Source organism: Mediterranea sp. ET5 (assembly GCF_023337025.1).
In the GTDB taxonomy this organism is placed as follows: Bacteria; Bacteroidota; Bacteroidia; order Bacteroidales; family Bacteroidaceae; genus Phocaeicola_A.
In genome coordinates, this window is record NZ_JAMBLN010000003.1 from 235,513 (window position 1) to 249,896 (window position 14,384).

At 49.7% G+C, this 14,384-nt stretch carries 8 protein-coding genes; 3 read left to right on the forward strand and 5 right to left on the reverse strand.

Annotated features, from left to right (window positions below; genetic code table 11):
- Positions 1 to 22: 22 nt before the first annotated feature.
- From M3087_RS03770 to M3087_RS03785, 4 genes are read right to left on the reverse strand one after another with little or no spacing between them, the layout of a single operon-like run.
- Positions 23 to 1,612 (reverse strand): PKD-like family lipoprotein, encoded by a 1,590-nt coding sequence (locus tag M3087_RS03770; RefSeq protein WP_249093845.1) that lies wholly within the window; start codon positions 1,610 to 1,612, stop codon positions 23 to 25.
- Positions 1,613 to 1,651: 39 nt separating this feature from the next.
- Complete coding sequence (locus tag M3087_RS03775; RefSeq protein WP_249093846.1) at positions 1,652 to 2,494, reverse strand: DUF4843 domain-containing protein; 843 nt, start codon at positions 2,492 to 2,494, stop codon at positions 1,652 to 1,654.
- Positions 2,495 to 2,534: 40 nt separating this feature from the next.
- A complete protein-coding gene (locus M3087_RS03780; protein WP_249093848.1) occupies positions 2,535 to 4,106 on the reverse strand; it encodes a RagB/SusD family nutrient uptake outer membrane protein in 1,572 nt (523 codons plus the stop codon).
- 42 nt (positions 4,107 to 4,148) lie between these two features.
- Complete coding sequence (locus M3087_RS03785; protein ID WP_022384678.1) at positions 4,149 to 7,304, reverse strand: SusC/RagA family TonB-linked outer membrane protein; 3,156 nt, start codon at positions 7,302 to 7,304, stop codon at positions 4,149 to 4,151.
- Between the two features lie 1,549 nt (positions 7,305 to 8,853).
- Here M3087_RS03785 and M3087_RS03790 point away from each other — a divergent pair.
- The 3 genes from M3087_RS03790 (at position 8,854) to M3087_RS03800 (ending at position 12,418) form a co-directional block, all read left to right on the forward strand.
- Positions 8,854 to 9,147 carry a type II toxin-antitoxin system HigB family toxin gene (locus M3087_RS03790; RefSeq protein ID WP_249093850.1) on the forward strand — a complete coding sequence of 98 codons (294 nt, stop codon included), beginning with the start codon at positions 8,854 to 8,856 and terminating at the stop codon, positions 9,145 to 9,147.
- Positions 9,148 to 9,151: 4 nt separating this feature from the next.
- Positions 9,152 to 9,517, forward strand: a complete 366-nt coding sequence (locus M3087_RS03795; protein WP_022384681.1) for a type II toxin-antitoxin system HigA family antitoxin — start codon at positions 9,152 to 9,154, stop codon at positions 9,515 to 9,517.
- Between the two features lie 279 nt (positions 9,518 to 9,796).
- Positions 9,797 to 12,418, forward strand: a complete 2,622-nt coding sequence (locus M3087_RS03800) for a glycoside hydrolase family 2 protein (RefSeq protein WP_249093852.1) — start codon at positions 9,797 to 9,799, stop codon at positions 12,416 to 12,418.
- 93 nt (positions 12,419 to 12,511) lie between these two features.
- Here the strand turns inward: M3087_RS03800 and M3087_RS03805 are convergent, their stop codons facing one another.
- Positions 12,512 to 14,182, reverse strand: a complete 1,671-nt coding sequence (locus M3087_RS03805) for a putative transporter (RefSeq protein WP_249093854.1) — start codon at positions 14,180 to 14,182, stop codon at positions 12,512 to 12,514.
- Positions 14,183 to 14,384: the final 202 nt, after the last annotated feature.

The window sequence follows — 14,384 nt, forward strand, 5'->3', positions numbered from 1 at the left end:
GTAGTGCGTTGGAGAGCAAGGATTAATGATCCAAGAAAGGATACGATATACGATTACTGTAGACAGAAGAAACATAGTTCACCTGCTTCAGCTTGCCTTTGCCTGTCACCGTATAAACGGGAGCTCCAAAAGGCTTACCACCAATGATGTTGTAGAAGTATACCTTATAGGTATTCCCTTGCTGAGTGCCGACAATTACATAGTCAAAGTTTCTTTCGGGTCTATCTTTATCTTTCCAATACGGATTGGATACATAGGTTATGGTCTCACCGGAACCAATACCTTCCAACCGCACCTCTTCAGCCGGACGGTCTGTCACCAGGGAGTGTGCATAGAACTTATTATCTACAATGAAATAGAGATAAGGAGCACTGTTAATAGTCCCGCCGGAGTTGATGGCAAATTCTGTTGCCTGATTCAAGAGCGAGCTCTTATCAAACTTTGCAACCGAATCCAAAGTCACTGTTAAACCTGAAAAAGGTGCATCCAAGAAATAGATGTAAGAGGCTGAATTATCCTTTTCACGAAGGACTGCAAGATTGATTTCATCCTTCGCCCCTTCAGTGTGTCCCATAAACTGCATTTCATAAGGCAAATCGGTCATATCATACCCTTTGACTTCCGATGACAGTTCTGTAGGCTGATAGAAATAGCTACTGTATCCTGCAAAAGACTTTGAGGCCTGATCCCAATACATGAATAGCAACCCCAGCCGCTCAGCAATCACATGCGTACTTGCAGGAGGACAACCTGACACGGCATCCGAAAAAGTTCCCCGGTCAACGAACTGCCGATCTCCCTTCATTACATAGTGCACGCCCGTATTGGCAAAGAGATATACATAGTATCCCGTAGAGCGAATCACACGATAAGGAATCAAAGAGGGCTGCTCGGTGTAGAACATATATTCCTTAGGCATGATATCCAAGAAGTCTGCATAACGCACGAAGTGCATATCACCGGCATCGGTAGTCACGCAGAAGGTGTTGTCAATGGCAGGGAACTCGCGACCGACAGCCAGACTATCAGGGTCCAGGAATGCCTGTTCATAGATGATGTCCAAGTGTACAGGTTTCCCTTTGAAGCTTTCTCCCATCAGGGATTTTACGCGATCAGCATAAAACTGCGGTCTGGAATTATCGAACGAGATAGCCAGGAGGTCCATGTCGGTATTTCCCTCTTCGGTCTCTTTCAAGATAAAGAATCCGTTGGTCTCTGCCACACCGACAGAAGCCTTTGCCTGTGCCATCAGACCGGTCTTCTCTGAAAAGACCTTCAAAAGAAGGTTATAGTTACCGCTCTTCACATTCACCTGATAGTTCAGGACGGAATCCTCGCTGACCAGAAAGCCTTTCACCATGTCATCCGTCAAGGTGTTGTCCTGCTTCTGGTCGTACAGGTACCACTCATAACGGAACTTATCGTCGGCATATTGGGAATACACCGTTGGCTCAACATTCAGAGACCCCAAGGACTTGATGGAGTAGTGCTGTTTGACCCCCGCGATGTGCAGGTCGTCAATGTCAAGCTCTGCCACAGTGGACTTGTCCTCGATGCAAGCATAGAAGGTGGTCAAGAACAAGCCTAACAAGATATAAATCGTCTGTTTCATAATCATTCTTCTGTTAAATACATTTCACTCGATATGCGATTATCCCCAAGTTTTGAAGGCCACAGGAGTGCCATCTTTCTCACGGAGTACATCCTCTCCACGCGCCTTTCGTGCCTCATTCTCCTTTTCCAGCATCCTTGCCAATCGGGTCACCAGATTCTGTACATAGGCTTGACGAACCATATCAATCGTAGGAGAACCATATTGAATGATGGCTCCCAACTTTTTCAGATAATCGTCATCCCAAGGATCCTTAGTTGCTTCAATCATGAACATATGCTTCTCCGGTCCGTATGTACCAAAGAAATGAGGAACCCACAGGTTAGGCTTCATCAGCTTGTCGCTGAACTTGATGGTGCGTGTCTGATATTCTTTATAACCCAAATCAAAGTCATCCGAAACCTTCAACTTGAAGTTCAGGGTAACCTCCTTCGTCTTCAAGGACGTGTCGCGCAAGAGCACGATGGGCACCTTGGTACGAATGGCATTGGCAGGGAAACGTTGCAGTTTCTTTGCTTCCGGGCTGTCAAATGCCAGGTAATGTACACCTGCTTCTGCGGTAATCGTTTTCGGAGCATCCGTAGGCTTGGGCACATTGTCCTGTGTGACACTATCCTTCGGGATAATCTGTTCCAATTCATAGTAGCGGTCATAATCCACGGATGGACCTATCAAATCGAGTGTGAACCACACCGTGTCCTGCATCACAGCTCTTCCCCGGGACATAAACGAGAAGGTTTTATTGGCTGTTTCCGACGCATTGAAACTGAGCATCCCCTTCTTCTGATTATAAAGCGGCAGTCCCTCATCCGAGCAACTTCCCAAGATTCCGGTTAAAGCCAGCAGGGCGACCAAGGAATATGTAAACTTTCTAGCATTCATATTATCAATCAGTTTTTATTGGTTCTTTCTAATCAGTCTTTCATTTGCCATTTTTCTTGGCTTCTTCCGCCTTCTTGATTTCTTCTGCCCGCTTCTGAGCATCGGCAAACGGCAATACATAGGCTTCCTTATTGAAGTCCTTCATGCCATACAGGAAATCCTTCTCCATCGCTCTGCGCTTGTAGAAATAGAAGATGATGCCTTCGCCATAGAACTCACGCATGTATTCACGGGGCAAAGCGGCAGCCACGGCATCCAGGGTGGTAAAGGCATCCGCCTGCAGGTTGACGTTACGGGCAAGCATGTATTCCTTATACAGCCTGTTGACTTCAGCCAGGTCTGTCGATGTCTCCATCAGCATCAGGTAAAGCTCTGACAGACGCATCACCGGCACCACCTGCAGCTTGGTCTGCATCTTCAGCGTGACCTCGGCATCCTTCTCTTCCTCACTGAAATATTTCAGCAGGACAGGTACCTTGGCACCGCCACCGGTCTGTGCTACGACCTTCCAGCCTTCGAGATAGCGTTTGTCCTCGCTCACCAGCTTGTCATCGAAAATCACATCTTTCAGGGTCTCTTCCGGCAGTGTATTGATTGAGGCGCCATCCACCGTGGTCGATTTGAAGCCAAAATAACCATCGGCTGTCGACACGACTCCCGGAACACTCAGCAGGAACAATCCCTCAGAAGGACTGCACAAGCATGCATCGGACATGTCTTTCAGCGTACTCAACTCCACCAACGGCTTGCCTTCAGCCGTCTTGGCAGCCAGGATTTCACGGGCAATCTTTCCTGCTTCCGCCTTATTGCCTACGTAAAGCTCCATACGGGCTTGCAAAGCTCTGACAGCCCAATAGTTCAGGCGGAACTGACGGAGAACAGTATACTTCTCGTCTTTCAAGGTCACATACTCAAATCCATCTGTACCGAATTTATTCAGCTCATCAAAGTTGTACTTCAACACCGGGTCCACACCAGCCAACAGCGTACGTGCCTCGTTGAACTCTGCCCGGATGCGGTCTACGAACATCGTATAATCGCACTCCACGGGACGCGTTGTGATGTCGGACACGTCGGTGTAGTAGAGTTTGATGTCAGAGGTTGTCCCCTCAGTCGGAACAGGACCGAACAGGCGCAAGATTTCAAAGTGACACAACGCCTTCACGGCATGTGCCTCTCCGGCAATGAGCTCACGCTGCTCTTCCGTCAATACCGAAGGAACATCGTTGGTATGACGTATGATAATGTTACACTGCACAATGTTGCGATACAGTTCCGTATAGATGTTGTCGAAGGAGTTTTTCAACGACTGCTGGCTGTAGTCGTGGTGATACAGATAGTAGTTTGAGGTGGCACGTTCCCTGTTCGGCTCCTGGTAGATATTCGCCAACACATCGGGCAGCCCCATGGTCAACACGCCGCCATAAAGACTGCTGCTGGCGAGGCTGGCATAGCAATCCGTCAAGGCATCCTGGAAGCCCGAGTAGGTCGCAAACTGGTCCTTCTCCTCCACCACCGTGTCTTGTTTCACATCCAGCCAGTCGGAACAACCGGTCACGGATGCTGCCAGACAAAGACTTAATACTCCGGTTATAATCTTATTGTAGTTCATAATGCTCATATTAAAGTTTTGAAATGCTCGTTTCAACAGGTATCAATAGGCAATCGTCACAGTTCCGATCACATTGCGCGCAAACGGATAGGACGTACCGCGTTCCTGCTTGATGGTCGACCAATAGGCCACGTTCGACATATTGATACTGAAATTCAAATAGTTCAACTTCGTGCGTTTCCGGAAAGCTTCCGACTCGAAACGGTAGCCCACATTCAGGCTCGACAGTTCCAATGTGCGGTCTTTCTGCACAAAACGGGAAGAGACACCCGAACTGGCGGAAGCATCAAAGTTGCGGAACTCAACGAGGTCACCGGGCTTCATCCAGCGGGCCTTCAATACACGCTCATCCACGTTGGAGCTCATGATACGGCTGACAGACACCTCCACACGGTCATGCAGGGTCTGGTTCATCTCCAAGCCGCCCCAACGGTAGGTGAACGACATATTCACATAGAAGCCTTTCCAATAGAACTGCGAGTTGGCAATACCACGATAGAGCGGGTCACCGCTACCCAGAAAGACTTTTTCCTCGGCACGCATGACACTGGTCACATTGCCATGATTGTCTATCAGGACTTCATTACCGTAACTGGGGTCGATACCCAGAGAGCGGACTGCCCAGATAGAGTTCACCGGATAGCCCTCATACAGCAGGTTGCTGACGTCACGGCTGGAGTTCTGCAACAACCGGTTCTGCTCTTTCAAGGCTTCCGACAGCTTGCCGATCTTGTTTTTATCATATACCAATTGTACCCCGACACTCCAACGATAGTCCCGTGCATAGTTGCGCAGGATGTAACCGTTCAATGACAACTCGAAACCGGTGTTTTCAATGGAGCCCACATTGCTGTCATAGCTTGTGAAACCCATGGCATTGGGCAATTCCATCTTGGAGAGCAGGTTTGTCGTGGTCTTCTTGTAGACATCAAAACGTCCGTTGATGAGGTTCTGGAAGAAGGCGAACTCTGTCCCGACGTTATATTCCCGGGTCTTTTGCCAGGTGAGCGAGGGGTTACCCCATCCCATCAGGCTGGCAGTGTTCCAGTTCAGATATTGCCGGCTGGAGTTGTAGGCATACGTCGTGATGACACTGGCCGTAGAGAAGTTCATCGTACCGGTCTCTCCTACAGAAAATCTCAGGCGCAACGTATTGAGGAAATTGGAACGCAGGAATTTTTCATTGTGCATATTCCATCCCAGACCGACACTCCAGAACGGAGCAAAGCGTTTATCGGCACCAAACTCGGACGAACCATCCAGACGATAGGAACCATCCACATAGTAACGGTTGTCATACGTGTAGTTCAAGTTGGCGGCAAAGCCCACCTGACGGCTCGTGCTTTCACCACCCGTCGGCTTCTTGTAATAATCGGAGGAAGACCACTGGGTAGCGTTTGAGATATGACGCAGGTTCTCGTTGCTGAAGCCTTCCGCCTTCACACCCATGATGTCCGCATAGGCATCCCGTACCATGTAGTTCAAACCTACGTAAACCATGTGCTTTTCTGCCAGAATCTTGTTATAGTTGAGCGTAAAGTTGGCATCAAACGAATAGTTCTCCCGACGGGTATTGTCGTAGGTACCTTTCTTGCGCATGCCTGCCACCGAACGGTAATTCGTTCCGGTAAAAGCACCCGATTCTGCCGAAAGGAAAACATCGGTCCGGTTATAGCCTTTCGAGATGCTCAACTGTCCGCGCAAAATCAGCTCCGGCAGGATGGTCCAGTCCACAGAGAAGTTGTTGGTGAAGGTAAACGAGTTGCTGGTATCCTTGTTGTTCAGCGTGCCTTCATAGAGCGGGTTGGTCACGACCGACGAAGAACTGTGCAGCGTGGTGGGGAAATAACGCACCAGCTTGCCGTCCTTATCATACGGGGCATTGTACGGCTGCATGCTGACAAAGGTGCTGAATCCGCCATATTTACTTTCCTCAGAACTTGTGTTGGTGATGTATGAATAGTTCTGGAAGCGGAAGTTTTTGACCATATAGATTAAGGTAAGGCTGTTGGAGATGGTCTGACGCTTGGAACCCTTCATGACACCGTTCACAAGGTTATAGTTGCCGTCCATACTCCAGCGGAACTCATCGCTACCGCCTTCCAGACGTACGTTGTATCCCTGTCCCACACCGTTGCGAAGCGGCTTGCTGAGCCAGTCGGTATCGGTACCTTCGAGCACCGCTTTCAGGCGTTCATTGTAATAGCCGTCATAGAGGCTCTGCTGGTCCATGTCCTTTGACGACTTGTAGACGCCGACGATTTTTTCAAGTTCCAGTTTCTCACTTGCATTCAGCATGTGGTAGGAAGACAAATCCGGGAACTCCAGGTTGATGCGTGCCGTACCTTGTACTTTCAAGCGTCCGGGTGCAGGTTTCTTGGTGACGATGACGATGACACCGTTGGCGCCGCGCGAACCATAGATGGCGGTTGCCGAGGCATCCTTCAGAATATTGATGGACTCAATTTCACTGTCGTTCATATCCATAAGGCGTGAGAACGGCACTTCGAAACCGTCGAGCATCACCACCGGATTGTTCACGGAACTCTCCGTTGCCACACGACGGATATCGGTCGGCAGCGTGGAGGCTCCACGGATGTTCATCGTCGGGATATGGTTCGGGTCACTACCCGCCAGGTTGTTCACCGGGATATTCAGGGAAGCATCGATATTCTTCAAGGTCTGAATCAAGTTCTGACCACGATAATTCTGCAATTGTTCTTGTGTCACCGAAGTCACAGCACCGGTGTAAGTCTCTTTGGAACGGGTAAAGATACCGGTTACCACCACATCGCCCAACTGGTTGATGTCTTCTTTCATGACGACGCTGATCTCTGACCGTTTACCAATCTGAATTTCCTCGGTCTTGATACCGATACAGGAGAACACCAGAATCTTGGCATTAGATGGTACATTCAATACATAAGAGCCGTCCAAATCAGTACGGACGCCGATTGTTGTCCCTTTCACATAAACGTTGATGCCGGGCAATGGATCGCCATTCTCATCCGTTACGACACCCTTGATTTGTTTCCGCCCGTCTTGCCATACCTTTTCTATAGAGGAAGCATGCTCTACGGTATTCGCAGCGACCAGTGCAGAAAACGGTGTAGCCAGACATAAAGACAGGCTCACCAACAGCCGGCTTCGTTCGGCCAGCTGCTTGGCAGTGGGGATGAAATTGTTTTTGTTCTTCATAACCTTTTATAGGTATTTTAATATTAGTATATTCATTTTTTTCTTAGTCAAATGAGTGCTCGCAATGCTGACACATCGACCGGCATAAGAATCTTCTAATGGAAAGCTAGCACAATTCTACGAGCCAGCAAAGCTTTTTGAACTGACATTTGTGCCTTATATTCAAGAATACAATAACAAAAAGTAAGCCGTAAACGGATTAACAAACATCTACCCCGCCCCACGAGCTATCATAATGACAAATCGCAGCAATTTGATTTTCTGTATATTCTTCCAATAATACATACAAGAATAAATCGCATGAGAACAAGACAGGCAATAAAAAAAAGTATCATAAATTTAGTTACATACCCATTCCTTTTCCGACAAGAAGAGGCGGTATTCCTTCCGTATGTAAAGAGCTTCTAAGGCAGAAAAGGACATCAAGCATCACGTATATTCATGTATGAAAAATACGAAACAAGAGAAAACCAGAAAGCTCCGGAACATCAAAGCTGAATAATCAACATTTCAGAGGTTATAAAAGGAAAAGAGCGTTTATCAATCTGTTTTTATGTTAAAAACGAATTTCTCATGAAGAAATATTTCTTTTGCCTTTGCCCGATTTCCCGCAAAAGGGGATTTCACACAACTATCGTCAATCAACAAAAGGCTTTAAAAATGGTCAAACTTCGATAAACACAGCTCTATCTATACGGATTTATTACCATTCCGTCCAAACCGCGATTGCCGTAAGCCAACAGGTCGGTTCGCATTGATTCCACCTTCCCGGATACGTAGAGGCAAATACCTCGTCAGCGTCTGAAAAACGAATAGAAAGCCGTATCCTTTTTCGGGGAGGAGTGGCATGAAGCCCAACCGCCCCACCCTGCACGACCTGTCGGAATGCCACGATTTAGGCTCTTCTCCTTGACAGAATCTCCCAAAATGAACTTCCCGGCTAACTCGTACTTTTGAAAAATCAACCAAAGTAGGCTATTTTAAGAATATTCATACAGGATTGGGTGCATACATATTCCCTTAGAGCCCCAAATTCGCATGTTTATGCACTCAAACAATATTGTTTGAGATGTCAAACACTTGTGTTTGGTGCGTGAAACAATATTGTTTGACGACCCAAACAATATTGTTTCGTCCGCCGAACAATTTTGTTAGCACTCTCAAAGACTTCATTTAGGATTATGAATCGTTATTTCACGTTCATTCACCTCTAGTTTGTACGACAGCGCGTACTTTTGGAAACTATTATTTTGAACACATCTTCGGGTATATGCTGTTCATCCGTCCGTCGAGAAGCGGTATACGGCAGACAGAATCACATTCTGAGAAACAAAACGCAGCAATCTGTATTTTGTAAATCGCCCGAGAAGGCCCTTTCTACTCACCAACTCGTATTTTGGTGCGAGGAAGGGATTTTCCGGGCGGTTCATTTGACAATTTGACAAATTGACAAATCGCTACTTTCTTACACCGGGTTACAAATATTGGAATACAATTTTGAATACTAGAATTATGTACTTATCTTTGTCACATGATAATCGCGTGCCCCATGGGAATATTCACCGAACAAACATTGAAGGAATACGTAGAGAACCACCCGGATTCAAAGGTTGCCCTGCAAGAGTGGGCTACCATTGTGAAGAGGAGCAAGTGGACTTGCTTTGCCGACGTCAGGAAAACGTTCAACAGCGTCGACAATGTCGGCAACCAACACTATGTATTCAACATCAAAGGTAATAACTACCGCCTGGTGGCAGTGATAAAGTTTACCATCCAGTTTGTGTACATTCGATTTATTGGGACTCATAAGGAATTTGACAAAATAGATTGCGCTAATATTTAGTACTATGACAAAGATAGAAAATCAGGCTCAGTACGAATGGGCTGTGAAAAGAGTGGAGGAACTCCTTCCGCTGGTGAAGGATGACACTCCTCTGAATGACCCGAACAGCATCGAACTGGAGTTGCTATCCAACCTTGTCGCTGACTATTCGGAAGAACATTTTGCACTGGGAGAACCGACCCTCGTAGATGTCCTTAAACTCCGGATGTATGAAATGGGGCTTAATCAAAAATCGCTTGCAAAGCTGGTCGGCGTCAGTCCATCGCGGCTGAGCGACTACATGTCCGGCAAGTGCGAGCCGACCTTGAAGGTTGCCCGAGAAATAAGCCGAAAGCTGAATATTGATGCCAATATCGTGCTGGGGGTATAAGCCCCTGCCCAACCCTTTTCAGGCGTGATTACCCCGGTAGTCGCGCCTTTTCGTTCAGCAGCAAACATTATAAGCTATCAATCAGCCTCCCCAAAAGCCAACTTCAACACATTCCCTGATTTACGGACACAGGATTTGTAATCACTCACGAAAATGCCTATTTTTGCGACAAATACAAAGCAATCCATTACAGAATGACTCAACTTCCGCAAGCTCCAGGCGCAATCGGCAGACTACGGGCTGATAAGCTGGGCAGCTGCGGGAATTAAGCAGAACATTATGAAAAACATTGCGTTAACTTTAATCTTACTGTTACTCTCTTTGCCGGGACTGGCACAGAGGGTGTCTTCTCCCCAAGAGATTTCTGTCGCCGGCTTCTTCCCCCTGGAGGGAAGCGGACGGCAAGTGTATAACTTCAATCCCGGATGGCGTTTCTACCGTGGAGATGTGAAAGGAGCCGAAGCTGCCGATTTCAACGACCGCGACTGGGAGGTGGTTTCCACTCCTCACTCCGTCCAGCTGATGCCGGCCGAGGCCAGCGGATGCCGCAACTATCAGGGCATCGCGTGGTACCGCAAGCATTTCACCGTGCCTGCCTCGCTGAAGGGAATGGACGTGACCATCCACTTCGAGGCCATCATGGGCAAGCAGAAGTTCTATGTCAACGGTCAGCTGGTCAAGGAGCACCTGGGCGGCTATCTGCCTGTCAACATTTCACTGACTGAAGCCGGTGTGCAGGCGGGTGACTCGTGCGTCATTGCCGTGATGGCTGACAACAGCAACGACAAGACCTACCCTCCCGGCAAGACGCAGTACACGCTCGACTTCGCCTATCACGGCGGCATCTACCGGGATGTGTGGATGATCGGCAAAGCACCTGTAGCCATCACGGACGCCATCGAGGCAGGCAAGGTAGCAGGAGGCGGAGTGTTCGTCCACTTTGACAACCTGTCGGAAGAAAGTGCGGAGGTCTACGTCAACACCCATGTGAAGAACAGTGCTGCCGCCTCGCGTCGGGTGACCGTCGAAACGACACTGACCGATGCAGACGGACGCCTGGTACGTCGCGTCAGCCAGAAACTGACCCTTGCAGCCGGAAAGGACGAGACTGCCATGCAGAAGCTCGTGGTGAAGCATCCCCGTCTGTGGTCGCCCGACTCACCTTATTTATATAGGGTGGAGTCACGCATCAAGGACGGCAGCCGAACCATCGACGGCGGCATGACCCGCATCGGCATCCGCTGGTTTGAGTTCAACGGCGAAAAAGGGTTCTTCCTCAACGGGAAACCTTACGGACAACTGGTGGGCGCCAACCGTCATCAGGACTTTGCCTATGTGGGAAATGCCCTGCCGAACTCCCAGCAATGGCGCGATGCCCGTCTGCTGCGTGATGCGGGATGCACCATCATCCGCGTGGCACACTATCCGCAGGACCCCTCGTTCATGGATGCTTGCGATGAGCTGGGACTGTTTGTCATCGTGGCTACACCGGGATGGCAATATTGGAACAAGAATCCGGAATTTGCCGCACGTGTACACGAAAACACGCGTAACATCATCCGTCGGGACCGCAACCATCCCTCGGTATTGATGTGGGAACCCATCCTGAACGAGACCTCCTATCCGCTCGACTTCGCCCTTCAGGCCCTGCAGATTACCAAGGATGAATATCCCTATCCGGGACGTCCGGTGGCTGCTGCCGACGTGCACTCTGCCGGTGTGAAGGACAACTATGACGTGGTCTATGGCTGGCCCGGCGATGACGAAAAGGCGAATGCGCCCAAGCAATGCATCTTCACCCGCGAATGGGGCGAGAATGTGGATGACTGGTATGCGCACAACAACAACAACCGCGCTTCCCGCAGCTGGGGAGAACGTCCGCAGAAGGTACAGGCACTGTCGCTGGCACAGACCTACGACGGGCTGTTCCGCACGACGGGCAAGTTCATCGGCGGAGCACAGTGGCATCCCTTCGACCACCAGCGCGGCTATCACCCCGACCCATACTGGGGAGGTATCTTCGACTGCTTCCGCCAGCCCAAGTATGCCTACTACATGTTCCGCAGCCAGTCGCCTGCTGACCTGAAACACCCGACGGCAGAAAGCGGACCGATGGTCTACATCATGCATGAGATGGGGCCCTTCTCCGACCCGGACGTGGTGGTGTTCAGCAACTGCGACTCCGTCCGCCTGTCAATGTACGACGGAACGAAGGAATGGATACTCCCCGTCAAACATGAGAAGGGACACCTGCCCAATGCCCCCGTGGTATTCAAAAACGTCTGGGATTTCTGGGAAGCCCGCAGCCACAGCTACACCGAGCGCAACTGGCAGATGGTGAACATGTATGCCGAGGGAATCATCAACGGACGGGTGGTATGCAGCACCAAGAAGATGCCTTCACGCCGGTCTACCAAGCTGCGTCTGCGTCTGGCTGAGAAGCAGCATGACCTGATAGCCGACGGTTCGGACTTCGTGGTTGTCATTGCCGAAGTAACCGACGACCTGGGACATGTACGCCGCCTTGCCAAGGACAACATTGTCTTCCGTGTAGAAGGGGAAGGCGAGATTGTGGGCGATGCCTCCATCAATGCCAATCCCCGTGCCGTGGAATGGGGTTCGGCTCCCCTGTTGGTGCGTTCGACCCGTAAAGCCGGGAAAATCAAGGTATATGCGCATGTACAGTTTGAAGGTACACAGGCTCCTACCCCTGCCGAACTGGAGTTTGAGAGTGTTCCTGTTCGCATGCCTTTCTGCTACAGCGAAGAGGAGGCTGCGGCAAAGGTCCAGACTTCACAACCCACAACCGGAACCCGCAAACAGCAGTTCACCGAAGAGGAAAAGCGCAAGATGCTGGAGGAGGTAGACCGTCAGCAGTCTGAATTCGGTATCCAGAAATAAGCGGGACATATCTCCAATCTCCTGCAAACAATAAAGCGAGGCATCTGCTTTCGGGCAGAGACCTCGCTTTATTTCATTTATATCCTGATAGTGCTATGCAGCCATCAGTAGAATCAGCAACTGTGCGGTCAGAATACGCAGGAACATCGCCAACGGATAAACCGTGGAATAGCCTACTGAAGGGGCGTCATAGCTGCATGACTGGTTGGCATAAGCCAATGCAGGGGGGTCGGTGTTACTACCGGCAATCAGACCCATCAGCGTAAAATAGTTCATCTTGTACTTCCAACGTGCCACGACACCCATGATGAGCAACGGAATGACCGTTATCAGGAAACCGCAACCCACATAGAGCAGACCGTCTCCTTCCACCACCGTATGGACAAAGTTGGCTCCTGCCTTGATACCCACACTCGCCAGGAAGAGCACCAGGCCAATCTCACGCAACATCAGGTTGGCACTCATCGTGGTGTAGGTCACCAGGTGCAGCTTGTAGCCGAAGCGTCCGATGAGGATCGCAACCACCAGCGGACCACCTGCCAGACCCAGCTTCAAAGGAGTCGGCATGTTCGGAATGGCAATCGGAAGACTTCCCAGAAAGATACCCAGCAGAATACCAACAAAGATTGTCACGATGTTCGGATGGTCCAGACGCTTCAACTGGTTACCCAGCAATTTTGCCACACGGCCTACTGCGTCCTCCGGTCCGACACACATCACACGGTCGCCGACCTGCAACGTCAAGTTACGTGCAGCAAACAGGTCCATACCCGAACGGTTGACACGGGTCACATTCACCCCATACATGCTGTTGAAATGGAGTTCACCCAAGGTCTTACCGTTAATACTCGGCTGCGTAACCAGGACTCGGCGTGACACCATCGGTGTGTCCTGCTTCTCCCAGTCCACCTCAATCTTCGGACCGATAAACGCGATGATAGGCTCGGCATCATCTTCCGCGCAGACGATAAACAATTGGTCACCCATGTGGAAGACGGTGTCTTCCGTAGGGATGGACACGTGTCCGTTCTGCAAGATACGGCTGCACACAAAGTCACGTCCCAGGAAGTTGGACACCTGTGAAAGCGTCTTGCCATCCAAGGCTTCGTTCTGCATCAGCAGGTGCATCAGATACGGCTTCATGTGCGGGTTTTCTTCCTCGGCACGTGCGATCTGCTCCTCCTCCTTCTGCAGGTTCACCCGACAGATGTAGCGGATGGCAATGGTTGCCCCGATGATGCCCAAGACGCCCAACGGATAAGCACAGGCATATCCCATGGCAATTTCGGGACCGCTGTAGTTGATTCCGTGCAAAGCCTCATTGGCGGCACCAAGTCCCGGGGTATTTGTCACTGCACCACAGAGGATACCCACCATCATGGCCATGTCCACCCGTCCATTCAGACCATAGTACAAGGCCAAAGCCACAATGATGTTAAGTGCGACAATGCCAACTGCCACGACATTCATCGACACACCCCCCTTCTTGAAAGAAGAGAAGAAAGAAGGACCGACTTGCAAACCGATACAGAAGACAAACAGTATCAAGCCGAAGTCTTGCAAAAATGACAGGATCGATTCATTCCCAGTGAACCCGAAATGCCCCGCGACAATGCCGGCAAAGAGCACAAAGGTTACACCCAGGGAGATCCCAAAGATTTTGATCTTGCCCAAGAGCACACCCACCGAAATGACTAACGCGTAGAGCAACACGATGTGTGCGACAGAATCAGGGTCAAGAAACAGTGCTTGTAACCAATTCATGATATTATTACATATTACATTATTATAGGATTGCCGCAAAATTAGGCAAACCCCACGACTTAACCCAATAGTTTCATAAGTCTTTTTCAAATAAATGTCTGTTCATTCGCTTTCCTAATAGCCCCGGCATTTTCCGGGATATGCAGCCAGCGCCGAACGTCCCAAAAGGCTTACAATTGAGTGGAGATTTTGAATAGGATAA